The 24440-nt window shown below is 70.0% G+C and carries 23 protein-coding genes, 2 pseudogenes and 1 riboswitch; of the genes and pseudogenes, 12 read left to right on the top strand and 13 right to left on the bottom strand.

Translation table 11 applies throughout. The annotated features are described in order from the left end of the window. Positions 1 to 6 precede the first annotated feature (6 nt). Complete coding sequence (locus tag OG390_RS23460) at positions 7 to 489, bottom strand: flavin reductase family protein (protein ID WP_406177816.1); 483 nt, start codon at positions 487 to 489, stop codon at positions 7 to 9. A 448-nt stretch (positions 490 to 937) separates the two neighbouring features. Between OG390_RS23460 and cdgB the strand changes: the two genes are divergently transcribed. Then, positions 938 to 2644, top strand: coding sequence for a diguanylate cyclase CdgB (gene cdgB / locus OG390_RS23455; RefSeq protein ID WP_406170771.1), 1707 nt, complete (start codon positions 938 to 940; stop codon positions 2642 to 2644). Between the two features lie 117 nt (positions 2645 to 2761). Beyond that, the gene (locus OG390_RS23450; RefSeq protein WP_406170769.1) at positions 2762 to 3748 is read left to right on the top strand and encodes a carbohydrate-binding protein; all 987 of its coding nucleotides are present in this window, start codon (positions 2762 to 2764) and stop codon (positions 3746 to 3748) included. Positions 3749 to 3763: 15 nt separating this feature from the next. Here OG390_RS23450 and OG390_RS23445 read toward each other — a convergent pair whose 3' ends face one another. The 3 genes from OG390_RS23445 to OG390_RS23435 form a co-directional block, all read right to left on the bottom strand. Then, positions 3764 to 4693 (bottom strand): 1-phosphofructokinase family hexose kinase, encoded by a 930-nt coding sequence (locus OG390_RS23445; protein ID WP_406170767.1) that lies wholly within the window; start codon positions 4691 to 4693, stop codon positions 3764 to 3766. Between the two features lie 185 nt (positions 4694 to 4878). Next, positions 4879 to 6024, bottom strand: a complete 1146-nt coding sequence (gene nagA, locus OG390_RS23440; protein ID WP_406170765.1) for an N-acetylglucosamine-6-phosphate deacetylase — start codon at positions 6022 to 6024, stop codon at positions 4879 to 4881. Beyond that, positions 6024 to 6974, bottom strand: a complete 951-nt coding sequence (locus tag OG390_RS23435) for an ROK family protein (protein WP_406170763.1) — start codon at positions 6972 to 6974, stop codon at positions 6024 to 6026. Before OG390_RS23435 ends, nagA begins: the two co-directional genes overlap by 1 nt. A 156-nt stretch (positions 6975 to 7130) precedes the next feature. Here OG390_RS23435 and OG390_RS23430 point away from each other — a divergent pair, with 156 nt between their 5' ends. The 3 genes from OG390_RS23430 to otsB all read left to right on the top strand — a co-directional run bounded on the left by OG390_RS23430 (position 7131) and on the right by otsB (position 9777). Continuing rightward, positions 7131 to 8396: an ABC transporter substrate-binding protein gene (locus tag OG390_RS23430; protein ID WP_406170762.1), complete on the top strand. Its 1266-nt coding sequence runs from the start codon at positions 7131 to 7133 to the stop codon at positions 8394 to 8396. A gap of 32 nt (positions 8397 to 8428) precedes the next feature. Continuing rightward, a complete protein-coding gene (locus OG390_RS23425; protein ID WP_406170760.1) occupies positions 8429 to 8656 on the top strand; it encodes a DUF3263 domain-containing protein in 228 nt (75 codons plus the stop codon). Between the two features lie 257 nt (positions 8657 to 8913). Then, on the top strand, positions 8914 to 9777 hold the full coding sequence (gene otsB / locus OG390_RS23420; RefSeq protein WP_406170758.1) for a trehalose-phosphatase: 864 nt from the start codon (positions 8914 to 8916) through the stop codon (positions 9775 to 9777). 257 nt (positions 9778 to 10034) lie between these two features. Here otsB and OG390_RS23415 read toward each other — a convergent pair whose 3' ends face one another. After that, positions 10035 to 11423, bottom strand: coding sequence for a trehalose-6-phosphate synthase (locus tag OG390_RS23415; protein WP_406170756.1), 1389 nt, complete (start codon positions 11421 to 11423; stop codon positions 10035 to 10037). Between the two features lie 130 nt (positions 11424 to 11553). Beyond that, positions 11554 to 12498: a glucosyl-3-phosphoglycerate synthase gene (locus tag OG390_RS23410; RefSeq protein WP_406170754.1), complete on the bottom strand. Its 945-nt coding sequence runs from the start codon at positions 12496 to 12498 to the stop codon at positions 11554 to 11556. A 177-nt stretch (positions 12499 to 12675) separates the two neighbouring features. Continuing rightward, positions 12676 to 12822: riboswitch (SAM riboswitch) on the top strand. 17 nt (positions 12823 to 12839) lie between these two features. Between OG390_RS23410 and thrC the strand changes: the two genes are divergently transcribed. The 5 genes from thrC to OG390_RS23385 all read left to right on the top strand — a co-directional run bounded on the left by thrC (position 12840) and on the right by OG390_RS23385 (position 18401). After that, on the top strand, positions 12840 to 14135 hold the full coding sequence (gene thrC / locus OG390_RS23405) for a threonine synthase (RefSeq protein ID WP_406170752.1): 1296 nt from the start codon (positions 12840 to 12842) through the stop codon (positions 14133 to 14135). Next, positions 14132 to 14407, top strand: coding sequence for a MoaD/ThiS family protein (locus OG390_RS23400; RefSeq protein WP_399085899.1), 276 nt, complete (start codon positions 14132 to 14134; stop codon positions 14405 to 14407). The genes thrC and OG390_RS23400 overlap by 4 nt, the downstream gene beginning before the upstream one ends. A gap of 450 nt (positions 14408 to 14857) precedes the next feature. Beyond that, positions 14858 to 15061, top strand: coding sequence for a cold-shock protein (locus tag OG390_RS23395; RefSeq protein WP_005315736.1), 204 nt, complete (start codon positions 14858 to 14860; stop codon positions 15059 to 15061). Positions 15062 to 15413: 352 nt separating this feature from the next. Next, the gene (gene groL, locus OG390_RS23390) at positions 15414 to 17036 is read left to right on the top strand and encodes a chaperonin GroEL (protein ID WP_399085896.1); all 1623 of its coding nucleotides are present in this window, start codon (positions 15414 to 15416) and stop codon (positions 17034 to 17036) included. A gap of 246 nt (positions 17037 to 17282) precedes the next feature. Beyond that, positions 17283 to 18401 carry an NADH:flavin oxidoreductase gene (locus OG390_RS23385; protein WP_406170749.1) on the top strand — a complete coding sequence of 373 codons (1119 nt, stop codon included), beginning with the start codon at positions 17283 to 17285 and terminating at the stop codon, positions 18399 to 18401. Positions 18402 to 18552: 151 nt separating this feature from the next. Here OG390_RS23385 and OG390_RS23380 read toward each other — a convergent pair. The 5 genes and pseudogenes from OG390_RS23380 to OG390_RS23360 form a co-directional block, all read right to left on the bottom strand. Continuing rightward, positions 18553 to 18840, bottom strand: a pseudogene (locus OG390_RS23380) (Uma2 family endonuclease); the annotation flags it as partial. A gap of 98 nt (positions 18841 to 18938) precedes the next feature. Continuing rightward, on the bottom strand, positions 18939 to 19814 hold the full coding sequence (locus OG390_RS23375; protein ID WP_406170747.1) for a hypothetical protein: 876 nt from the start codon (positions 19812 to 19814) through the stop codon (positions 18939 to 18941). Positions 19815 to 20021: 207 nt separating this feature from the next. Further along, positions 20022 to 20504 (bottom strand): hypothetical protein, encoded by a 483-nt coding sequence (locus OG390_RS23370; protein WP_406170745.1) that lies wholly within the window; start codon positions 20502 to 20504, stop codon positions 20022 to 20024. Beyond that, on the bottom strand, positions 20501 to 20782 hold the full coding sequence (locus OG390_RS23365) for a DUF397 domain-containing protein (RefSeq protein WP_406170743.1): 282 nt from the start codon (positions 20780 to 20782) through the stop codon (positions 20501 to 20503). The genes OG390_RS23370 and OG390_RS23365 overlap by 4 nt, the downstream gene beginning before the upstream one ends. Next, positions 20763 to 21605, bottom strand: a pseudogene (locus OG390_RS23360) (helix-turn-helix domain-containing protein). The gene OG390_RS23365 and the pseudogene OG390_RS23360 overlap by 20 nt, the downstream one beginning before the upstream one ends. 120 nt (positions 21606 to 21725) lie before the next feature. Between OG390_RS23360 and OG390_RS23355 the strand changes: the two are divergent. Both OG390_RS23355 and OG390_RS23350 read left to right on the top strand, forming a co-directional pair. Then, entirely contained in the window at positions 21726 to 21956 is a 231-nt protein-coding gene (locus tag OG390_RS23355; RefSeq protein WP_406170741.1) for a hypothetical protein, read from the top strand. Further along, on the top strand, positions 21953 to 22153 hold the full coding sequence (locus OG390_RS23350; RefSeq protein ID WP_406178371.1) for a hypothetical protein: 201 nt from the start codon (positions 21953 to 21955) through the stop codon (positions 22151 to 22153). Before OG390_RS23355 ends, OG390_RS23350 begins: the two co-directional genes overlap by 4 nt. A gap of 48 nt (positions 22154 to 22201) precedes the next feature. Here the strand turns inward: OG390_RS23350 and OG390_RS23345 are convergent, their stop codons facing one another. Continuing rightward, positions 22202 to 22792: a hypothetical protein gene (locus OG390_RS23345; RefSeq protein ID WP_406170739.1), complete on the bottom strand. Its 591-nt coding sequence runs from the start codon at positions 22790 to 22792 to the stop codon at positions 22202 to 22204. After that, positions 22789 to 24219 carry a PTS transporter subunit EIIC gene (locus OG390_RS23340; RefSeq protein ID WP_406170738.1) on the bottom strand — a complete coding sequence of 477 codons (1431 nt, stop codon included), beginning with the start codon at positions 24217 to 24219 and terminating at the stop codon, positions 22789 to 22791. Before OG390_RS23340 ends, OG390_RS23345 begins: the two co-directional genes overlap by 4 nt. Between the last annotated feature and the right edge of the window lie 221 nt (positions 24220 to 24440).

Raw genomic sequence — 24440 nt, 5'->3', positions numbered from 1 at the left:
GAACCGCTACCCCAACTGCCGGTAGCGGCCCTTGAAGTACGTCAGCGGTCCGCCGTCCGCGCTCGGCACCTGCGCCGTCAGCACGCGGCCGATGACGAGCGTGTGGTCGCCGGCGGCCATCCGCTGCTCCGTGCGGCACTCCAGGGTCGCCAGGGCGCCGCCCACCAGTGGCGCCCCGGCGATCTCGCCGCGGACGTACGGGATGTCCTCGAAGAGCAGCCGGTCGCTGATGCGGCCCTTCATGGCGAAGCGGCCGGCGATGTGGCGCTGGCTCTCGGAGAGCACGGAGACGGCCCACAGGGGCTGTTCGGCGAGCAGGTCGTCCATGCGGGAGCCGTCGCGCAGGCTGACCAGGACGAGGGGCGGGTCCAGGGAGACGGACATGAACGCCGTCGCGGTCATGCCGACGTCGTCCCCGCCGGGGCCGTCCGGGTCCAGCGCGGGCTCGTGCGCGGTCACCAGGACCACACCTGCGGCCAGCCGGGACATGGCGGCGCGGAACTCGTCGTTGCTCACCCCCTCAGCATGCACGGACGGGGAGGGCACAGCGGCAGGGGAAGTCTTCAGCACGCCAAGACGCTAGTCTCCGCCCTCGGGCCGGCACATCGGACCTCGGCCCGAACCCGGTCCTAGGACCAACGACGGACACAATCAGTCACAGCCCCTGCACAGCTCCCCAATATGCGTTCAGTAAACGTATGAGGAAAATGCAGAAACCCCACTCAATTGCTCACGTTCACTTGTGACTTGAGTCACAGGGGCCATAAATTGTTGACCCTGTGTACCGAGTGGGCAGCGCGCTGTGATTCAGTGGCGGAGAAGCCGAGCACGAAGCTACCAAGCAGTACGCGGAAGAGCATCGAAGAGCACGCACCGAAGAGCACCTAGTACGCCGAGAGAACCCTGGAGTTGCTGCGAGGTCTCGAGGGGAGGGTGAATGGAGACCGAGTCGGAGCCCTACGTCCGTCTTGCGACCCTGCGGCAGCTGCATCAGGTGATGGCGGACATGAACACCGCTCGCAGCCTGGCCGACACGCTGCAGACCGTCGCCGACGGCGTGGTCACCGGCCTCGGCTACGAGCTGGCGTGTGTCAACCTCGTACGCCCGGACGGTGACCTCGTGGTCGCCGCGTTCGCCGGCAACTCCGCCGCCGAGGCCCTGATCACCGGCCGCATCGGCTCCCGTACCTCCTGGGACCGCCGGCTGAACATGGGCGAGGCCTGGGGTGACCTCAGGTTCATACCGCACACCGAGGGCTGGGTTCTCGACGAGGACGACGTGCCGCAGTGGTACACCGACGGTCCCGCGCCCCGCTTCGAGGACGAGTGGCACCCCTCCGACCGTCTCTTCGCGCCCATGTACACCCCGGGTGTCTCCGGCGCCGCCTGCGGCGAGCTGATCGGGGTGCTGTCCGTCGACCGGCCGCGCAACGGCCGACGGCCGGGCGCGTGGGGCCGTGAGGCGCTCCAGATGTACGCCTTCCAGGCCGCCATCGCGATCAGCAACGCGCGTCTACGCGCGAACATGCAGCGCGCCCTGGTCCGCCTGGAGCGCGAGCAGCAGGCTCTTCGCGCCAGCGAGGAGAGCTTCCGCCAGGCCTTCGAGTACGCCCCGTCCGGCATGGCGATCGCCGAGATGGGCGGCGACCAGCACGGCCGGATCCTGCGGACGAACGACGCCCTGTGCCGCCTGCTGGGCCGCCCCGCCTCCGCGATGCGCCGCTACTCCTTCTCCGACCTCGTGCACCCCGAGGACATCGGCACCCTGCTCAGAACGTCCGCCGAGGGCGGGCGGGCCGAGCTGCGGCTCGGCCGCCGTGACGGCACGTACGTCTGGGTCCACCTGCGCAACTCCGTCGTCGCGGACGCCGCCGACGGCCCCCGCTTCCTGCTCACCCACGTCGAGGACATCGAGGAGCGCAAGCGCCGCGAGCTGCAGCTCGCCCACCGCGCCTCGCACGACGCGCTCACCGGCCTGCCGAACTCGGCCGAGCTGCGCTCCCGGCTCAGCTCCCGCCTCTGTCAGCGCCCGCAGTCCCTGCCGCCCGGCGCGGTCGCCTCGCTGGACGCGGCGTACGCGCACGGGCAGTACGCGGAGCTGCCGGGCGCGGCGTACGAGGGGAACGGTCATCCCGCGTACGACGGCAACGGCCACGGTTTCGACTTCCGGTCCGACTCCGAGGCGTACGACGCCTTCGACCACCATGTGCACACGATCGCGCCCGAGGGTGAGACGGACGACGGCACCAAGGGGCTCGCGGTGCTCTTCTGCGACCTCGACGGCTTCAAGTCGATCAACGACCGGTTCGGGCACAACGCGGGTGACGCGGTTCTCATCGAAGTGGCCAGGCGGCTCACCAACGGTGTCCGGGACGGCGACACGGTCGCCAGGCTCGGCGGTGACGAGTTCGTGGTGCTCGCCGACGGGCTCGGCCGCGCGGACGCCCAGGACCTCGCCGTACGGCTGCGGAACGCGATCATTCCGCCCATCCGGGTCGACGGACGGGCGGTCCGCGTGGGCGCCAGCTTCGGCATCGGATGGGCACACTGCGGCATGACGGCGGACGAGGTGTTGAAATCCGCTGACGAACGGATGTACGTCGAGAAACGGTCTCGTCCCAAAGCGCACAGGCGAGCGGGATAAAGAGCAGGTCAGTGGGTTGATGCGGTGAAGGCCACCTGTTTGGCCCCGCTGGAGCGGGTAGGCTCGCCATTCATCCGTGTACCGCATTTGAACCGCACCTGTTGAGGAGACCAAGGGATGACGCCCGGCAACAACGGCGCGAGCACGCCCGAGGACGACGACCCGTTCGGCTATCTCTATGCCGATGGTCAGGCCAACGGAGCCACCCCGCCCAGTGGAGGCGGCGGCTACGGCTACCCCGGCTCGGTCAACCGGGTGCGGGCGGTCGGTGAGCGCCAGTACGGCAGCCAGCAGGCCCCGACCGCGCAGTACGGCCAGCAGGCCCCGGCCGCGCAGTACGGCCAGGTCCCGCAGCAGCAGGCGTACGGCCAGCAGCCCGGCTACGGCCAGCCGAACGCGCACTACGCCGCCCCCGAGACGATGGGCGGCCAGCCCACCACCCGACAGCCGCTGCCCGGCGAGGGCGGCGGCCGCGGCCGCGGCCCCAACACCAAGGGCCTCCTCATCGGCGCGATCGCCGTGGTCGCGGCGGTCGTGATCGGCATCGGGGTGGCGATGCTCGGCGGCGACTCGGACGACAACAAGTCGGACAAGGTGACTGGCTCGACCCCGTCCACCTCACAGAGCGCGGAGCCGAGCCGGTCGGCATCCCAGAGCGCCGGTGCCGCCGCGGAGCTGCCGAAGATCGACGCGAAGGCGCTGAACCTGGGCACCGGCGTGACGACGGCGTCGGACGTCACGGGCGCGAGCGCCGACGGCGGTGTGTACGTGCAGGGCCTCAACGCCGTCGGCGCCTCGGTCACCTGGACCGTCAACGGCATTCCCAAGGACGGCCTCTACACCCTCTTCGCGGGATACAGCGCGACCGGCGAGAACCAGTCGATGACGCTGACCGTCAACGGCAAGCCGTTCGGCAGCAAGCTGAACCTGGGCAACTTCACGAGCGCCGCCGACGGCGACTTCGCCAAGGGCTGGACCCAGACCTACGCGTGGCCCACCCTCAACAAGGGCACCAACACGATCTCCCTCTCCTGCCAGGACGGCGACAAGTGCAACGTCCTGCTCGACCAGCTGTGGCTGAAGGAAGGCAAGGTCAAGAAGTAGCCGGAGCGACGGCGGTCACGCCGCCGTCGCGTCCCCCGTCACCGCTATCTGGTCCAGCAGGGTCTCGTACGCCGCGTGGTCGAACCCGCCTGCCGTGGGAGTCAGTACGGTCGCCGCGGACAGGGCGACGGCTCGGGTGAGGCGGTCGGGCCAGGGGAGATGTTCGACCAGGCCGGAGAGCAGGCCCGCCACGGCCGAGTCGCCTGCGCCCGTCGGGTTGCCGTGCACGCGGCGCGGTGGGGTGGCGCGCCAGCGGCCGTCCGCGTTGGCGGCGAGGAGGCCCTCGGGGCCCAGGGAGGCCACCACGGTGTGGGCGCCGCGTCTGCGGGCGTCCCGGGTGGCCTGCAACGGGTCGTGGGAGCCGGTGAGTTCGGCGAGTTCGTCGGCGTTCGGCTTGACGATGTCGGGGCGGGCCGCGACCCCACGGCGCAGCGGTTCTCCGCTGGTGTCGAGGAGGACCGGGACGGCCGCCGCGTGGGCCGTGCGGACGAGCCCCGCGTACGCGCCCACCGGCACCCCCGGCGGCAGGCTGCCGCACAGGGCCACGGCCGAGGCGGAGCGCAGGAGGACCTCGTACGCCTCCTGGAAGGCCGCCCACTCGGCCGGGGCGATCTCCGGGCCGGGTTCGTTGAGCTGAGTCGTGTCACCCGTCGTCGTGTCGACCACCGCTATCGTGCGGCGCGTCGAGCCCGTCACCGGGACCAGCGCGTCCACCACGCCCGGTGTGCACATGAGTTGCTCCCGCACCGCGCGGCCGGTCGCGCCGCCCGTGAAGCCCGTGACCGTCACCTCGTGGCCGAGGGCGGCGAGTACCCGGGCCACGTTCAGGCCCTTGCCGCCCGGGCGTTCGGTCACCTCGGTCACCCGGTGCGAGGTGTGTGGCCGCAGGGACCGTATGCGGTAGGTGATGTCGAGAGCGGTGTTCAGCGTGACCGTGAGGATCACCTGGGCCGACCTCCCCCGAAGAGAATCATGAAGTAGACGCCGCGTACGCGCTTACCGGTTGTTCCGGAGGCTCGATCATGCCAAAGACAACGGCGGTCGGCCCAGTCCCGCGGGCCAACCGCCGTGCTTGAACAGTCAATTGTTGTACGCCGGTAGTCATTCGCCGTGCGTCGGCAGGGGACCAATCACCCCAGTTGCGGATCGACCACCCATTCGCCCTTGCGCATCACGCCCTTGAGCCCGAAGCCGGCGTCGAGGACCACGAGGTCGGCGTCCTTGCCCGGCTCCAGCGAGCCCACCTTGTCGTACACCCCGAGCAGCCGCGCGGGGTTGGCGGACAGGGCCGCCACGACGCCCTCGACCGGCAGCCGGTCGATCGTCACCGCGCGCTGGAAGGCGCGGTCGAGCGTGAGCGTCGAGCCCGCGATCGAACCGCCCTCCACCAGGCGGGCGACACCGTCCGCGACCTCGACCTCCAGGGGGCCGAGCAGGTAGCGGCCGTCACCGAAGCCCGCCGCGTCCATCGCGTCCGTGATGAACGCGACCCGGTCCGCGCCCGCGTGATGGAACGCCAGCTCCAGCGAGGCCGGGTGCAGATGCGTCCCGTCGTTGATCAGCTCCACCGTGATCCGCTCGTCCTCCAGGAGGGCGGCGATGGGGCCGGGGGTGCGGTGGCCGAGCGCCGGCATCGCGTTGAACAGGTGCGTCGCGACGGTCGCGCCCGCGTCGATGGCCTCCTGCGTCTGCTCGTACGTCGCGTCGGTGTGCCCGATCGCCGCGATCACCCCGTGCTCGGCCAGCAGGCGTACGGAGTCGATGCCGCCCGGCAGTTCGGTGGCGAGGGTGACCATCTTGGCCGCGCCGCGCGCCGCGTCGATCAGCTTGCGCACCTCCGCCGGGTCCGGGTCGCGCAGCAGCTCCTCGGAGTGCGCGCCCTTGCGGCACGGGGAGATGAACGGGCCCTCGAAGTGGATGCCCGCGATGTCGCCCTGCTCGGCCAGCTCGGACAGCAGCCCGGCGCGCTCGGCCAGACCGTGCATGTCGCCGGTGACGGTCGAGGCGACGACCGTCGTGGTGCCGTGCAGCCGGTGCGTGTGGACGCCCTGGAGGACCTCCTCGACGGTCCCGGAGGTGAAGGACGCGCCTCCGCCGCCGTGGTTGTGCATGTCGACGAAGCCGGGCACCAGCCAGTGGCCCGACAGATCGACCGTCTCCGTCCGAGTGGGGGCGCTTCCAGCGATCCGCGCGCCGTCGACGATCACGCGGCCGCCGTCCACGATCCCGGTGGGCAGGACCACCCGGGCGCCGGCGAGAACCTTGCTAGGGGCCATCAGGTGGTTACCTCCGAGCGGTCGGTGATGTCGGTTTCGAGTAGATCCCAGGCCAGCAGGCCCGCGCCCAAGCAGCCGGCCGTGTCTCCCAGGGCCGCCGGAACGATGGACGGCAGCTTCTGGAAGGTGACGCGCCGCTCGACGGCGGCCCGCAGCGGTGTGAACAAGGTTTCTCCGGCCTCGGCCAGACCGCCACCGATGATCAGGGTGCGCGGGTCCAGCAGGGTGAGCGCGGTGACGAGCCCGTCGGCGAGCGCGTCGACGGCCTCCTGCCAGACGGCTGTCGCTCCCGGATCCCCGGACTCCACGGCCTTGGCGCAGTCCGCCGCGTCCGCCTCCGGATCGCCGGACGCCTCGGCCCAGGCCTGGCTGACCGCAGCCGCGGAGGCGAACCGCTCCAGACAGCCGCGCTGCCCGCACGGACACCGGGTCCCTCCGGGGCGTACGACGATATGGCCGATCTCGCCCGCGAAGCCGTGCGCGCCCTCCTCGACGACGCCGTCGATGCCGATGGCGCCCGCGATACCGGTACCGAGGGGGACGAACAGGAAACGGTCCGCGCCGCGCCCCGCGCCGATGCGGCCCTCGGCGAGCCCGCCCGTGCGGACGTCGTGGCCGAGTGCGACGGGTACGCCGCCCAGCCGGTCGCCGAGCAGCCGACGCAGCGGGACGTCGCGCCAGCCGAGGTTGGCCGAGTACACGGCGATGCCCTGCGCTGCGTCGACGATGCCGGGGACGGCGACTCCGGCGGCGGACGCGGGCTCGCCGAAGCGCTGCTCGCCGTACCCGCGCAGCTCGGCGGCGAAGCCGAGGATCGTCTCGACGACGGCGTCCGGACCGCGCTCCCGGCCGGTCGCCCGGCGGGCCTGATGGAGCAGCTCGCCGTCTGCCCCCACGAGGGCGGCTTTCATCCCGGTGCCGCCCACATCGAGGGCGATGACATGTCTCACGGGGGACAGTGTCGCCCCTTACCCCGGGAGAGGTCTAGTCCACTCACGTGGTGTAGACCTTGTATCCGCATTCCGAGACAGATGCAACGGACGCAGAAGCAAAGAGGGCCAGGGGCCGGCCGGAGACCTGTGGCCAGGGGTTGGGAGAAGGACACAGTGCAGCGGCGTAGGACAGGACTGATCGCGGTGGTCTCCGCCTTGGGCATGACGGCGACCCTCGCGGGCTGCGGCAGCTCGGGCGGATCCTCGGAGGTGACCCTCAAGCTGGTGGCCGCCGACTACGGCGACTCCAAGGCCAACAGCTCCCAGAAGTACTGGGACGAGCTGGCCAAGGAGTACGAGGACGACCACCCGGGGGTCAAGGTCGAGGTCAGCGTCTACTCCTGGACCGACGTCGACCGCAAGGTCAAGGAGATGGTCGCGGCGGGCCACGCCCCCGACTTGGCGCAGATCGGCGCGTACGCCGACTACGCGGCGAAGGGCGAGCTCTACAAGGTCGACGACCTGCTCTCCATACCCGTGCAGGCCGACTTCGTCCCGCAGCTCACGGACGCGGGGCAGATGGACCGGACGCAGTACGGCATGCCGTTCGCGTCCTCCACGCGCCTGCTCTTCTACAACAAGACGCTGTTCTCGCAGGCCGGGATCACCCCGCCGCAGACCTGGAGCGAGCTCGCGGCCGACGCCAGGGCGCTCAAGTCCGAGGGCGTCAAGTTTCCGTACGCGCTGCCGCTCGGGCCGGAGGAGGCGCAGGCCGAGACGATGCAGTGGCTGCTGAGCGGGGGCGGCGGCTACACCGACGACGTCGGCACCTACTCCATCGACTCGCCGCAGAACATCAAGACGTTCACCTGGCTCAAGGACGAGCTGGTCGGCAAGGGGCTCACCGGGCCCGTCGCGCCCGCGAAGCTGAACCGCGCCGACGCGTTCTCCGCGTTCACTCGCGGCGAGGTCGGAATGCTCGTCGGGCACCCCACGCTGATGCAGACGGCCGCCAAGAAGGGCGTGAAGTTCGGCATGGTGCCGATGCCCGGCATCGACGGCCGGGCCAAGGCCACGATGGGTGTCGCCGACTGGATGATGGCGTTCAAGAAGAACAACCACGGCAAGCAGATCGGCGACTTCCTCAACTTCGTCTACGACGACAAGAACGTGCTCGCCTTCTCCCACGAGTACAACCTGCTGCCGGTCACCGCGTCGGCGTCCGAGGCCATGGCCGCCGACAAGAACGACCAGGACCTCGGCCCGTTCCTGGACCAGCTCCCCTCCTCCGTGCTCTACCCGGTCGGGAAGACCTCCTGGGCCGGGATCAGCGCCGACGTCAAGCAGCAGATCGCCCAGGCCGTGAGTTCGAGCGGAAGCCCGACCGGGGTCCTGAGCAGGCTCCAGATCACGGCGACGACGCAGGACAGCGCGGCATAGCGCTGTCAGTGCCGGGGGATACCGTGCTGTCCATGGAGGACCTCACCCTGCGGGAACAGGGCATTCTCGCGATGGAGCGCCGCGGCTTTCCGGGCCCCGGGACCAAGGAGCGGGCGATACGGGAGCAGCTGGGCCTGCCCCCGGTGCGCTACTACCAACTCCTCAACGCCCTCCTCGACGACCCGCGCGCCCTCGCCCACGACCCCGTCACGGTCAACCGCCTCCGACGGGTCAGGGAGGCGCGCCGGGGAGAGCGGTGACGGCGGTGCGGGCGGGTGTTTTTCGCCCCCGCCGCCCCGGCCCGTCCCGACCGGCCTTTCGGCAGTTCCCCGCGCCCCTTTCAGGGGTGCGGGGAACTGCGCAGTCTTTTGGCGGGGGTCTGGGGGCGGCAGCCCCCAGGAACGGGCCGGGCCGGGGCGGCGGGGGCGAAGAACTCCTCGCGCGCACCCCGGTGGGCAGCCGCGCGTGACGCGATGAGCCATGGGTACGCCCGGCCCCGCGCGGATAGGGTCGGCGTATGGGCAGCCATCCGGAATCCCCGGAGTCCACGGACTCCTCGCCGACGCCAATGACCCCCGCCGGCCGCGAAGGCCGCGACGCCATCCTCGCCCGGCCCACCCGGGCGGTGATCGCGCTCGACTTCGACGGAACCCTCGCGCCGATCGTCCCCGACCCCGAACAGGCCCGCGCCCACCCCGACGCGGTCCCCGCCCTCGCGGCCCTCGCCCCGAAGGTCGCCTCCGTAGCCGTGATCACCGGCCGCCCGGCCGGCGTCGCGGTCCGGCACGGCGGCTTCGCGGGCGTCCCGGGCCTGGAGCACCTGGTCGTCCTCGGCCACTACGGCGCCGAACGCTGGGACGCGGTGAGCAGCACGGTCAGCGCCCCCGCCCCGCACCCCGGCGTCGCCGCCGTCCGCGCCGAGCTGCCCGGGTTCCTGGACAAGATCGGCGCCTGGCAGGGCACGTGGATCGAGGAGAAGGGCCGCGCCGTCGCCGTCCACACCCGCCGGGCCAGCGACCCGCAGGCCGCCTTCGAGGCCCTGCGTGAGCCCCTCACCGACCTGGCCACCCGGCACGGCCTGATCGTCGAGCCGGGCCGCATGGTCCTGGAGCTGCGCCCGCCGGGCATGGACAAGGGCGTCGCCCTTCTGGAGTACGTCCGCGAGATCGGTGCCGAAGCCGTCCTGTACGCCGGTGACGACCTGGGCGACCTGCCCGCCTTCGCCGCCGTCGACAAGCTCCGCTCCGACGGCATCCCCGGGCTCCTCGTCTGCAGCGGCAGCTCCGAGGTCGCCGAACTCGCCGACCGGGCCGACCTGGTGGTGGACGGCCCGCCCGGCGTCGTACGACTGCTGTCCGCGCTCGCGGCTCAACTGGACTGATCGGCACCGATGTCGGAGGGGCGGAGACCGGGTTCCCGAAGTGGTCCGGTCCGCCCCCGCCGACCCCGCCCCGCGGGCGGGCGAACCGGCATGCAGCCGTACGTCGTACGGCCCCCGCCGGGACCGCGGACACGAACAGCGGATCGGCGTTCACCGCGGCGGTGTCCCGGTCCTGCGAGGTGTGCCGGTACGGCAGGCGCTGTTGGACTGCTCTCCAGCTGTCACCGCTGTGCCCGTCAACGCCGGGTGACCCGCAATCAGGCGTCCAGCTCGTGCAACTGATCGAGGAACCACTGGGCCGGCGGCAGAGCCGTAGCCGCGGCAGCCAGCCGCTTCGTACGCTCGGCCCGCTCACCGACGGACATGGACAACGCCTCGTGCAACGCCCGGGCGGTACCGATCACGTCGTACGGATTCACCGAGATCGCATCCTCGCCCAGCTCCTCGTACGCCCCCGCCTCGCGTGACAGCACCAGCACGCACCCCTCGTCGGAGACGACCGGCACCTCCTTGGCGACGAGGTTCATGCCGTCCCGGATGGGGTTGACGAGGGCCACGTCGGCGAGCCGGTACGCGGCCAGCGACCGTGCGAAGTCGTCCTTGACGTGCAGGACCACCGGAGTCCAGCCGGCCGTCCCGTACTGCGAGTTGATCTTCTCGGCGAGACGCTGCACCGCGGCCGTGTAGTCGCGGTACACGGCGAGGTCCTGCCGGGACGGATACGCGAAGGCGACGTGCACGACGCGCTCGTGCCACGCCGGGTGGTCGTCAAGGAGCTGCCGGTACGCCAGCAGTCCGCGCACGATGTTCTTCGACAGCTCGGTCCGGTCGACCCGCACGATCGTTTTGCGGCCGTCGCCGATCTGCTCCCGCAGGGTGGCCATCCGCTCCTCGACGTCCGCCTCGTGCGAGCGCCGCCGCAGGAAGTCCGCGTCCGCGCCGAGCCCGTGCACGCCGACCCGGGTGTCACCGAGCCCGCCGACGAGCTCGGTGGCGCAGCTGGTGAACGCGTCCGCCCACCGACTGGTGAGGAAGCCGAGCCGGTCCGCGCCCAGCATCCCGCGCAGCACCTGCTCGGCGATGTCGTCCGGCAGCATCCGGAAGTAGTCCACCGGCGCCCACGGTGTGTGCGAGAAGTGCCCGATCCGCAGATCGGGGCGCAGCTCGCGCAGCATCCCGGGCACCAGGGTCAGGTGGTAGTCCTGCACGACCACCACTGCACCCCGGGCCGCCTCGTCGGCCAGCGCCTCGGCGAACGCGCGGTTGTACGCCTCGTACGACGCCCACTGGCGCCTGAACTCCGCGTCGAAGACCGGCTCCAGTGGCGTCTGGTACAGCATGTGGTGGACGAACCACAGCACGGAGTTCGCGATGCCGTTGTAAGCGTCGGCGTGCACCTCGGCGTCGATGTCCAGCATCCGTACGCCGTCCTCGCCGACCCCGCGCCGCACCGCCTCGCGGTCCCCGTCGCCGAGTGCCGAGCACACCCACAGGGCGCCCGCGTCCGGCCCGATCGCCGACAGGCCCGAGACCAGCCCGCCGCCACCGCGCTTGGCGATCAGCGAGCCGTCCTCGCGCACCTCGTAGGTGACCGGGCCGCGGTTGGAGGCGACCAGGATCCGGTGGGCACCGTGCGTTGAAGCCATGCCACGAAACCTAGCCCGGCACCGAAACGCTCAAACGTTCCCCTTGGCTGTATGCAATGCGGCGCCGCGTGAGATCCGCGGGCAGGCGGGGGCCGGCCGCGCAGTTCCCCGCGTCCCTCACGGACACGGCCTACGCGGCCTTCCGTTTCTGGTACTCGGAGATTTCCACCATCGGAGGGCGTTCTTCCGTGTCAACGGAGTGGGTGCGCGGCTCGAAGCCCTCTTCGCCCCGCTCGAACTGCGTGAGCGACGGGCGGATCATGTGGCCGCGGGCCAGGCGCAGCTGGGCGGTGCGGTAGATCGCCGCGGCCATGCGGCCCAGCGCCTGTCCGTCCTGGTGGCGGTGCTTGCGGACGCCCACGTCGACCTGGGCCAGGGCGTCCAGCCCCACCAGGTGCAGGGCGTCGACGAGCATGCCCAGCTCGACGCCGTACCCGACGGGGAACGGCAGCTGTTCGAGCAGCGAACGGCGGGCCGCGTACTCGCCGCCGAGCGGCTGGACGAAGCCCGCGAGCTGCGGCCAGTGCATGTTCAGCAGGGGGCGGGCCATCAGCTCGGTGACGCGGCCGCCCTGGCCCGCGGCCTGGCCGAGGGGGCGGTCGTACATCGCCTTGACCAGGTCCACGCCGGGTTCGGTGAGCAGCGGCCCCACGATCCCGGAGACGAAGTCGGACGAGAATTCCTTCAAGTCCGCGTCGATGAAGCAGATGATGTCCCCGCTCGTCACCAGCAGCGACCGCCACAGGACCTCGCCCTTGCCGGGCACGGTAGGGATGCGCGGCAGGATCGCGTCCCGGTGCACGACGCGCGCGCCCGCGGCGGCGGCGACCTCGGAGGTGCGGTCCGTCGAACCCGAGTCGACGACGACGATCTCGTCGACGAGGGGCACCTGCTGCATCAGATCGTGGCGGATGATCGCGACGATCTCGCCGACGGTCTCCTCCTCGTTGAGCGCGGGCAGGACGACACTGACCGTCGACCCGGTGGTGCGCTTGGCGGCCATGAGTTGGTGGAGCGGGCGATCGGTCACGGACCAGGAGCGTGTGCTCAGCCAGCGCTCGACTTCCTTCAGCACAGTCTGCGGCTCCTCACTGTCTGATCACCCCGTCTCGCACGGTGTGATCCATCTCGCGGTTCGGACGACTATCTCAACTGTCCTGGCCTTCGGTTACAGTCTTGAACAACGCGGATGACCATCGCATTGCGTAGATCATCGGCGCGCATGGTGATCAATAGTTCAACAACCGAATACCGCTCATCCAGAGGGGCAGAGGGATACGGCCCGTTGAAGCCCCGGCAACCCTCCAGCCGGTCTTGTCACGTTGACGTGGCGAGGCTCCCGGCTAGGGAAGGTGCCAAATCCGTCTCACGGCGAAGTGCGTCGTGAGGAAGATGAGGAGAAAGGGCCTCGCCTCCATGGCTGCGCAGACTGTTGCAAGCACCACGAACACCGTAGACGCCGTTGATCTCGGCCCCGCCGCCGCGCTTTCCTGCCGCGAGTGCGGGCACCGGGTCCCACTCGGCCCGGTCTTCGCCTGCGAGGAGTGTTTCGGCCCGCTGGAGATCGCGTACGACTTCTCGGCCTACGACACCGAGGAACTCCGCAAGCGCATCGAAGCGGGCCCCGCGAACATCTGGCGCTACGCGCCCCTGCTGCCCGTCCCCGCGGACGTCGCCGAGAAGCCGAACATCAACCCCGGCTGGACCAAGCTCGTCAAGGCCGACAACCTGGCACGCGAGCTCGGTGTCGACGCCGGCAAGCTCTTCGTCAAGGACGACTCCGGCAACCCGACGCACTCCTTCAAGGACCGCGTCGTCGCCCAGGCCATCGAGGCCGCCCGCGCCTTCGACTTCACCACCCTCTCCTGCTCCTCCACCGGCAACCTCGCCGGCGCGGTGGGCGCTGCCGCCGCCCGCGCCGGCTTCCGCTCCTGCGTGTTCATCCCGCACGACCTGGAGCAGGGCAAGGTCGTCATGGCCGCGATCTACGGCGGCGAGCTCGTCGGCATCGAGGGCAATTACGACGATGTGAACCGCTTCTGCTCCGAGCTGATCGGCGACCCGGCCGGCGAGGGCTGGGGCTTCGTCAACGTCAACCTGCGGCCGTACTACGCGGAGGGCTCCAAGACCCTGGCGTACGAGATCTGCGAGCAGCTCGGCTGGCGGCTGCCCGACCAGCTGGTCATCCCGATCGCCTCCGGCTCCCAGCTCACGAAGATCGACAAGGGTCTGCAGGAGCTGATCAAGCTCGGCCTCGTCGAGGACAAGCCGTACAAGATCTTCGGCGCCCAGGCCGAGGGCTGCTCGCCGGTGTCCGTCGCCTACAAGGCCGGACACGACGTCGTACGGCCGCAGAAGCCGAACACCATCGCCAAGTCGCTCGCCATCGGCAACCCGGCCGACGGGCCGTACGTCCTCGACATCGCGCGCCGCACGGGCGGTGCGGTGGAGGATGTCAACGACGAGCAGGTCGTCGACGCGATCAAGCTCCTTGCGCGCACGGAGGGCATCTTCGCCGAGACGGCGGGCGGTGTGACCCTCGGCGTCGCCAAGAAGCTGATCGAGAACGGCCTCCTCGACCCGACCCTGACCACGGTCGTCCTCAACACCGGCGACGGCCTCAAGACCCTGGACGCGGTGGCCGGCACCGGCCTGACCGCGACCATCCGCCCGAACCTGGACTCCTTCCGAGAGGCTGGCCTCGCATCATGAGCGTCAACGTCCGCATCCCCACCATCCTGCGCACCTACACCGGCGGTCAGGCCGAGGTGACGGCCGAGGGCGGGACCCTCGCCGAGGTCCTCGCCGACCTGGAGAAGAACCACACGGGTATCGCCGCGCGCGTTCTGGACGATCAGGGCAAGCTGCGTCGGTTCGTCAACGTGTACGTCAACGACGACGATGTGCGGTTCGAGCAGGGTCTGGAGACGGCGACGCCGGACGGTGCGGGCGTGTCGATCATCCCGGCGGTCGCGGGCGGCTGAACCCGTCACCCAGGGTGAGATTGTTACCGTAGGTAACGCTCATCACTAAGAGTTCATCGAATTGCCCCCTCCGTGAGAGAAACGGAGGGGGCAATTCTGCATGGTTGAGCACGGTAGAGTTGGGGAAGCTGCTTCGCTTTTCATGCCGGACGCATATGAGTATCTGCGCGACAGCCGACAAGAAGTAGCCAAAGTGCCCCACCTTTTTGAGCCGATTATGGCATTTACGGGGCCCGACTTGCCCTGAATCTTCGCGAATTCTCCGCATTTTCCCGATCGGCCGTGCCCAGAATTCTCGTCCGATTGACCTGTTGCAGACGGCAGTTGGACAGATACATTCAGCCGCGGTCGACGCGTTCCGGCGCACACCCCCAACCGTTGGGGGGTGAGGTCTGACCCGGATCCGCGAAGTGTGGATCTGTGCAAGGGCCAGTAATAGGGGAGTTAGGCATGGCTCAGGGCACCGTCAAGTGGTTCAACGCGGAGAAGGGGTACGGCTTCATCGCGGTCGACGGTGGTGCGGACGTCTTCGTGCACTACAGCGCGATTCAGATGGACGGCTACCGCACCCTTGAAGAGGGTCAGCGAGTGGAGTTCGAGATCTCGCAGGGCCAGAAGGGTCCGCAGGCGGACATGGTCAAGCTCGCCGTCTGATCCCGGCGCGAACGGCCACCGACGCACTCACGCCGAGGGGCCCGCATCCCATCAGGGACGCGGGCCCCTCGTGCGTTCCCGGACCCGCTCCCGTTCGTGAGAGGCGCTTGCGCCCGCCGGTCGGCCGACTACCACCCCTCAACGGGCTCGTTGCGCGGGAGCACCTTGCACTCGAGGGGGCCGAGTGCTAATCATTGGCGTTAGCACTCTCCCAGTGAGAGTGACAGAACTTGGATCGGGTCAGCGAGGTCCGCAAGCCGGTGGGGCAAGGAACCACAAGGCTTGCAGGCCGTCCGTCGCGGGCGCGGGCACGGTCCGGAGCAATCCACCCCGTCCGGGAGGACCACTTCACATGGCCAAGATCATCGCGTTCGACGAGGAGGCACGGCGCGGTCTCGAGCGCGGGATGAACCAGCTCGCCGACGCCGTCAAGGTCACCCTTGGCCCCAAGGGCCGCAACGTCGTCCTCGAGAAGAAGTGGGGCGCCCCCACGATCACCAACGACGGTGTCTCCATCGCCAAGGAGATCGAGCTCGAGGACCCGTACGAGAAGATCGGTGCCGAGCTGGTCAAGGAGGTCGCGAAGAAGACGGACGACGTCGCCGGTGACGGCACGACGACCGCGACCGTCCTGGCCCAGGCGCTGGTCCGCGAGGGTCTGCGCAACGTAGCCGCCGGCGCCAACCCGATGGCCCTCAAGCGCGGTATCGAGAAGGCCGTCGAGGCCGTCTCCGGTGCCCTGCTCGAGCAGGCCAAGGATGTCGAGACCAAGGAGCAGATCGCTTCCACGGCCTCCATCTCCGCCGCCGACACCCAGATCGGCGAGCTCATCGCCGAGGCCATGGACAAGGTCGGCAAGGAAGGCGTCATCACCGTCGAGGAGTCCCAGACCTTCGGTCTGGAGCTCGAGCTCACCGAGGGTATGCGCTTCGACAAGGGCTACATCTCGGCGTACTTCGCCACCGACATGGAGCGTATGGAGGCCGTCCTCGACGACCCGTACATCCTGATCGCCAACTCGAAGATCGCCAACGTCAAGGACCTGCTCCCGCTCCTCGAGAAGGTCATGCAGGGCGGCAAGCCGCTGCTGATCATCGCCGAGGACGTCGAGGGCGAGGCCCTGTCGACCCTGGTCGTCAACAAGATCCGTGGCACCTTCAAGTCCGTCGCCGTCAAGGCCCCGGGCTTCGGTGACCGCCGCAAGGCCATGCTCGGCGACATCGCCATCCTCACGGGCGGCGAGGTCATCTCCGAGGAGGTCGGCCTCAAGCTGGAGAACGCGGGTCTGGACCTGCTGGGCCGCGCCCGCAAGGTCGTCATCACCAAGGACGAGACCACGATCGTCGACGGCGCCGGCTCCGCCGACCAGGTCGCCGGCCGGGTCAACCAGATCCGTGCCGAGATCGAGAACTCGGACTCGGACTACGACCGCGAGAAGCTCCAGGAGCGCCTGGCGAAGCTGGCCGGCGGCGTGGCCGTCATCAAGGCCGGTGCCGCCACCGAGGTCGAGCTCAAGGAGCGCAAGCACCGCATCGAGGACGCCGTTCGCAACGCGAAGGCCGCCGTCGAGGAGGGCATCGTCGCCGGTGGTGGCGTCGCTCTCATCCAGGCGTCCGCCGTGTTCGAGAAGCTGGAGCTCGAGGGTGACGAGGCGACCGGCGCCAACGCCGTGAAGCTCGCCCTGGAGGCCCCGCTCAAGCAGATCGCCGTCAACGGTGGTCTCGAGGGTGGCGTCGTCGTCGAGAAGGTGCGCAACCTGGCCGTCGGTCACGGTCTGAACGCCGCGACCGGCGAGTACGTCGACATGATCGCCGAGGGCATCATCGACCCGGCGAAGGTGACCCGCTCTGCCCTGCAGAACGCCGCCTCCATCGCCGCGCTGTTCCTCACCACCGAGGCCGTCATCGCCGACAAGCCGGAGAAGGCCGCCGCGGCCGCTCCGGGCGGCATGCCGGGCGGTGACATGGACTTCTGATCGACCTCCGGTTGATCACTGTCCTTACGTTTCGAGGGCGGTACCCCCACTCCCAGGGGGTGCCGCCCTCGGGCGTTTCCGGGACCGGAGTGGCCGGGATCACAGAATGGGTCGGTGGGGCGCCGGAATGCCGACGCGGGGGAGGCGGTTGACGCTGAGGGACGGTTGATGCATGTGCACATACCGTCCGGAATCTCCGTCTTCCATCTGCTCGATGTCCGATCGACCTCTCCGAGGAGCCCCCACGTGACTGCCGCCGCCTCCCGCGCAGCCGAGATCCTGTCCCGCCCCGTCTCCCTGAACGGCCTGACCGTCCCGAACCGGATCGCGATGGCCCCGATGACCCGGATGTTCTCGCCGGGCGGCGTGCCGGGGGAGGACGTCGTCGGGTACTACTCCCGCCGCGCCGCCGCGGGCGTCGGCCTGATCGTCACCGAGGGCACGTACGTGGGCCACGATTCGGCCGGGCAGAGCGACCGGGTGCCGCGCTTCCACGGTGAGGAGCAGCTGGCGGGCTGGGCGAAGGTCGCCGACGCCGTGCACGCGGCGGGCGGCACGATCGTGCCCCAACTGTGGCACATCGGCATGGTGCGCAACCAGGGCGAGCCGCCGTTCGCGGACGCCCCGGCGGTCGGCCCCTCCGGCATCGGCTCCGAGGGCGCCGACGTCGCCGGCAAGGCCATGACGCAGTCCGACCTGGACGACGTGGTCGGCGCCTTCGCCGCGGCGGCGGCCGACGCCGAGCGCATCGGCTTCGACGGTGTCGAGCTGCACGGCGCCCACGGCTACCTGATCGACCAGTTCCTGTGGGCGGGCACCAACCGTCGCACGGACGCGTACGGCGGCGACCCGGTGGCCCGTACGAAGTTCGCGGCGGAGATCGTGGCCGCGGTCCGCGCGGCGGTCTCCCCGTCCTTCCCGGTGCTCTTCCGCTACTCGCAGTGGAAGCAGCAGGCGTACGACGCCCGGCTCGCCGAGACCCCGGAGGAGCTGGAGGCGATCCTGACGCCGCTCGCCGCCGCCGGAGTGGACGCCTTCCACGCCTCCACCCGCCGCTACTGGCTCCCGGAGTTCGACGACTCCGACCTGAACCTGGCCGGCTGGACGAAGAAGATCACCGGCAAGCCCGCCATCACCGTCGGCTCGGTCGGCCTGGACGGTGACTTCCTCAAGGCATTCCAGGGAGAGGGCTCCTCGGTCAAGGGCATCGACGACCTGCTGGACCGCCTGGAGCGCGACGAGTTCGACCTCGTCGCCGTGGGCCGCGCGCTGCTTCAGGACCCGGAGTGGGCGGCAAAGGTCCTCGACGGACGGTTCGCGGACCTGGCGCCGTACGACGCGGCGGCCCTGAAGACCCTCAGCTGAGCTGAGCCTGCTCGCCGTACGCCCCGGGGGCGGCTCTTCTGCAGCAGCGGAGCCGCCCCCGGCGCATGGGGTCAACCGGCTGCGTCCTCGGGTGAGTCGGTGCCACCATGGCGATGCGCGACGGGGGCATCGAGCGGTTCGGCCTCACGGCTCAGTCCGCGTAGTCCTTGAGTTTCTCGGTGTCCAGGGTGATGTTCACGGGGGAGGGGAGCTCGACTACAGCTCCGTACGGGTATGAGGGGCTCTGCCGGTAGGTCCCGTTCCTCAGATCGTTGTGCACGACGAGGGTGTCGTTGTCCCGGTCGATGAGCAGGTAGACGGGAATGCCCGCCTCCGCGTAACCGCGGACCTTGTCGACGCGGTCGCGCCGGTCGGTGTCGCGGTCGCGAGAGGTGACTTCGACGACCATGAGGACGCCCTCCGGATCGGCCCATTCCTGCCGGGACATCTGTGGGCGCCTGGTGCCAAAGGTCATGGTGAGCTCGCCTCCTTCCCACCATGGTGCCCCGGGCGTGTGCTTCCGGACCGTTGGAGCGGTCATACGCGTGGCCTTTCTCGTCGGTCGACCATCGCCGCGCGGGCCGCGGCGGCGTGGGCGTGGACTGCCGAGGTCGGCACAGGGCCTAAGGGCCGGGGCGGCGCGGCCTCGCCGCGGCACGGGCCGCAGACGCCGCCCGGCAGGGCCTCCGGGCGGCCCGGTGTTCCGCACTTCGCGCACTCCAGTACGCGCAGGGGTGGTCGTAGGGTGCGTACGGGGTCCGGCGGGAGTTTGTCCCTCAGCCGGGTGGCGACGAGGGCGGCCGGGCTGTGGACGGGGACCGGGAGCCCGGCGGTCAGCGCGCGCAGTACGTCCTCCTCGGCGGCGCCCCGGGCGAACCACTCGGTGACCAGCGGTGCGAGTTCCGCGCAGGCCGCGTGCGACAGGGACAGGACCGGGGCGGTACGGCCGAGCGCCGCGAGCAGGATGTAGGCGCGGGAACGGGTGGGGGCCTTCCTGGCGTTCGGGGACTCCTGCGGTACGTCGCCCCGCGTGAACGCCGCCCACCAGTCGTCGTCACGTGCCGTGCGGGAGAACCACGTTCGGGTGATCCAGTGTTGGCTGCCCGACTCGGCCAGGTGTTCGCGGCCTCGGCGTAAGTGGCCTGCGTTGGTGAGGTTGTTGAGGGCTGTGCGGAGGGCGCATTGCCCGTACGGGAGCGTCTTGGCCAGCGTTTTTACGGAGATGTCGGCGCCGTCGGGGAGGCGGTCGACGTACGCGGCGATCGCTGCTTCGCGGGGCGGGAGGTGCGTGAAGTCGTGGTTGGTGCGGGGGAGTTGGTCCGGGGCGGCGCGCTTTCCGTAACCCGGGTTGGCCATTGGGTGCGGGGACGCGTGCGCGGACAAAGGCGCGGCACTAAGCTTGGCATCAGCCATGGGATCGAACTTGTCCTTCGATCTTGTCGGTCAAGCCCCCGCAGGTGTTGCTAGCACCTGACGGGGGCTGTTTGTTCTCCGCACGCCAGAGCGTCGTCACTGTGTGTGGCAAGTCGAATGCGTCAAGTCAACTCGCGGGGAGGGTGGGCGGGTTGAGGCCCGCCTCCCGTTCCTTGCAAAGAGGGCTCGGAGCTCGGCGCCCGAGGCTCAAGTCCCCTGGCAGGAGCCGTCGGTGACGTCGACGGAGAGGGCCGCGTACGTCTCGTTCGTCGGCGTCGCGTGGATGTGCATGCAGAACGCGGCGTCCGTACCGGGGCCGGTGATGGTGTAGTCGTCGTCGGCGGCGGGGACCTTTTCGAAGGAATGCGTGGCCTGGTCGATCACTGCGCCGGTCGACGGGCCTTCCCCGGTGCGGTCGATGGCCTCGTCGATGTAGCTCTGGAAGCCCAGGTACTCGTCGTAGACGACCGGCTTCCTCTCCAGGTCGTCCGCCGCTTGGTGCACCGCCGAACGGAGTTCGCCCTCACTCCAGTTCGAGCTCGCGTGCAGGTAGTACATGCCGCCTGCCGCGAAGAGCAGCGAGCCGAAGACGAGGGCGAGGCCGACGGGGTTGTTCGGGTTGTAGACGTACCGGTTCGTCCCCCACTTGCTTCTGACGAAGACCGGCTCGTGATCGCGCGGTTCGCTCAACGGGCGCCCCGGACCTCGCCCTTGACGCCCATGACGAACGCGGACCAGACCTCCGCCTGGAACACGAGCTTCGGGCCGTGGGGGTTCTTGGAGTCGCGGACGGGGACGGCGGTGGGGTGATCGTCGGCGACTTCCAGGCAGTCGCCGCCTTGGCCGCCGCTGTACGTCGACTTGCGCCAGCGGGCGACTTCCAGACAGTTGCCGCCGCTCCCGCCGCTGTGGCTCGACTTGTACCAAGTGGCCGTGCTCAGGTCGTACTCACGGGTGCTGTGCTCCATGTCCGTAATCCTGCGCCACCGACTCGACCAGAGCCAGGGAGTTTCGTGGCGAAAGCGCTGCGGCCTGGAGGAGGTTGAACATCAGCGTGTGGCGGGCGACCGTGGCAGGGTCGTCCAGCAACTTCCCCATGTCTGGCGCTTCGACGAAGGAGAGCGAAGGCGCGTCCTCGAACTCCATAAGTTTCAGGGAACCTTCCATCGATGCGTGTGCTCCGGAGCTGAACGGCACCACCTGCAGGATGATCCGGTGCTTGTGCGCCAGGTCTGCCACGTGACGCAGAGCCTCCGCCATCACCGTGCCGCCGCCGGTCGTCCGCCGAAGGGCGGCCTCATCGAGGATCGCTCACAACAGAGGCGTTGTTGGATCGTCCAGGAGGTGGGCGCGTTCCAGCCGGGCCGACACCAGAGCTTCGATCTCGACGTCCGTGGCTGTCGGCTTATACGCGCGGCACACCGCCTCCGCGTAGGCCTTCGTCTGTAATAACCCCGGGATCAGCAACTGTGAGTACTCCCTGATCGCCGTAGCGATCGCCTCCGCCTCCGCGGCCTCCGCGAAGTGATCGGGGTACTTCGACCTGGCCAGCGCCTTGCAGTTGCGCTCGAAGAAGCCGTTCATGCCGAGGATCTCGTCTATCTGGACGGCGTATTCGAGTTGCAGGCGTCGCGTGCCGGCCTCCAGCTGGCCGATGAACGAACCGCTGACGAACAGCGGCTCGCCGAGCTCGGCCTGGCTGAGGCCCGCGTTCTCGCGGGCGTGCCGCAGCTCCGCGCCGATCATGGCGCGTGGCGACGAGGACGGATCGAGGTCCTTCGGTCCTGGCATGGCAACTCCCTGTCACACAGGCGAGGTTGTTGAGGCGCCGTCTCTTGCCAGGTTAGAGGCGGGATGGCCACGCTGTGTGGTGAAAGCGAACACTCAGCGTGGAGGAGCGGGGTGATGGAGATGACGTCGAGTAGGCGGGTGCGGCCCACCGAGGAGATCGTCGAGGAGCTGCGGGCCGCCCTGGTCGGGGTCGGTGTGGTCCTGCCGTCGCTGCGGGTCGACCCGGTGACGGGTGCGAGCGACGAGCCGTTCGCCCTGGTCGCGCTGGGGCGCTGCAACGTGGGCACGGCGCAGAAGCTGACCGCCGTGTTGCGCGGGCTCGGCGGGCCGGGCGGCGGCGGTGAGTCGTGACCGAGGAGTACGCGATCGACGTACGGGACGGGCGGCTCGGTCAGGTCATGGGGCGCGAGGGCGGCTACGTACAACTGCGGCCCCTGGGCGGCGGATGTGAGTGGGACTGTCCTGCGGAGGCGCTCGGACAGGCGCCGCCGGGGGAGGTGCTGCGGGCGCGGGTGCGGCGGATCAACGCGGAGGGGCGGCTGCCCTGAGCAGCCGGTGCGCGGGCGCGGTCACGGGCTGCTCCCTGTCGCGTCGGGCTACAGATTCCCCATCGGTTCGATGTCCACTCGTACCGGTGTGCCCCAGATCCTCAGCACCTCGTAGTCCGTGAACTCGTGGACCAGGCGGTAGGCCATGCCCGGGCGGGGCGTTCTGCGTTCGGCGGCCAGGTAGCGTTCGGCCTCCTGGCGGTCGCGGCGGGGGGTGCCGCAGAGCTGCCACGCCTGGCCGTTCCAGACCTCCGGGAGCCAGCGCTGCTGGGGCTGGGGGCGGTCGCCGCGCAGGCCGTAGCGGGACTTGGTGCGCTCAGGGGCTTCCTCGGAGCCGGTGGTGGTGCGGCCGTGCGCGTACGCGTCGTTGACCTCGGAGCGGCGGGCGGCGCGGCGGCGGGTCTCGCAGAGCAGGCAGAGGTCGGCGGCGCCCTCGTCGACCGGCCCGGTCGGGTGCTCGGCGCAGCGGGTGGTGGGCGCCGCTGTCGTCACCGTCTCGTCGAGCAGGTCCAGGGCCCGCTTCAGGTCCGCCTTGACCTCGTGCAGCTTCGCGTCGGGCGTGTCGGCGGTCAGCGCGTCACCGTGCTCCCCGAGCAGGCGCAGGGCTCGCCCCAGGGCGGTCAGCTGTGCGTGGTTCATGGCTCCACCTTTGCACGCGCCACTGACAACCCGGCAGGGCCGGTGGGGCCGGCGCGGTCGGTGAGGCCGGTGAGACCGAAGAAGTACGTCGCGGCGAAGCCGACCACGTATCCCGTGAACAGGCCGCCCGCGTAGATCGCGGCCGTCAGGGCCAGGCCCCGGTTGCCGGAGAGCAGGGGGAACAGGGCCCAGCCCGACGGACCGATGGCTGTCGAGCCGACCTTGTCGCCGAGCATGGAGAAGAAGCCCACGAAGGCGCCGCCCGCCGCTCCGCCCGCGCAGGCCGTGATGAAGGGGCGGCCGAGGGGGAGCGAGACGCCGTAGATCAGGGGTTCGCCGACGCCGAGGAGGCCTGCGGGGAGCGCCGACCTGATCGTCGTGCGGATGGAGTGGTCGTGGCGGAGGCGGACGTACACCGCGGCGGCCGCGCCGACCTGGCCCGCGCCCGCCATCGCCAGGATGGGGAGGAGGACGGTGTAGCCCTGCTGCTCGATGAGAGTGGTGTGGATGGGGATCAGGGCCTGGTGCAGGCCGAGCATGACGAGGGGGAGGAACAGGCCGCCCAGGATCAGGCCCGCGAAGGCGCCGGTGTTCTCCAGGAGCCAGTTCGCCGCCGTGCCGATGGCCGTGGAGAGCTCGCCCGCCGTGTACATCAGGGCGTAGAGCGTCACCAGGCCGGTGAGGAGGACGGTGAGGGTGGGGGTGACCAGGACGTCCAGCGTCTCCGGGACCCAGCTGCGGCACCATTTCTCGACGTACGTCCCCAGGAGCGCGGCCGCCAGTGCGCCCAGGACGCCGCCCTGGCCGGGAGCGAGCGTCATGCCGAACACCGTCACCTTGGCGACGCCCGCGTACACGATCACCGCCGCCACGGCGCCGCCCAGGATCGGCGTGCCGCCGAACTCCTTCGCCGTGTTGTAGCCGACGAAGACGGCGATCAGAGCCATGAAGCCGGAGGCGATGGCGGCGAGAGCGGGGGTGACCGTCGCCAGCAGACTCAGGTTGATCAGCAGGCCGTTCAGGCCCGCGATGACGCCGCAGCCGATCAGGGCGGGGATCAGGGGGACGAAAATGTTCGCGATGCGGCGCAGGAGGAGTTTGAGGGGGGTGGCGTTGCGTTGTCGCCTGGTTGCCTTCAGCTCGGCGCCCTTGGCCGCCAGGTGATCGGCGGCGGTCGCCAGCAACGCCTCGAACTCCGGGGTCACTCGGGCGACCGTGCCAGGGCCGAGGACGATCTGGTACGTGTCGTCGTCGGCGACGATGCCGAGTACGGCGGGGAGTGCTCTGAGGGTGTCCTCCTGGACCTCGGTCCGGTCCCGTAGGCCCAGGCGCAGGCGGGTCATGCAGTGGGCTACGGAGGTTACGTTCGCGGGGCCGCCGACCAAGGGGAGGATCGCGGCGGCGGTGGCGTGGGGGGAAGGGTTCACTGTGCGTTTGTCCTGGTTGCTCGGGGGTGGATGCGTTACCAGCGCTTGCAGGGTGCCGCCGTGCCCACCCGTGCTGCCCCGGCGGCACGATGGCCCACGGCTATGAGGGCGGGTGGGCTGCTGCCCCGGGGCCGCGCATGGCCGCGGCTATGAGGGCGGGTGGGCTGCTGTTCCAGGGGTGTGCGTGCTCACGGCTATGAGGGCGGGTGGGCTGCTGCCCC

It is taken from the genome of Streptomyces sp. NBC_00996, from assembly GCF_045162675.1.
Taxonomy (GTDB): Bacteria; Actinomycetota; Actinomycetes; order Streptomycetales; family Streptomycetaceae; genus Streptomyces.
Note: the sequence above shows the minus strand (reverse complement) of the source record. Positions and strands in the feature narration are given on the sequence as shown.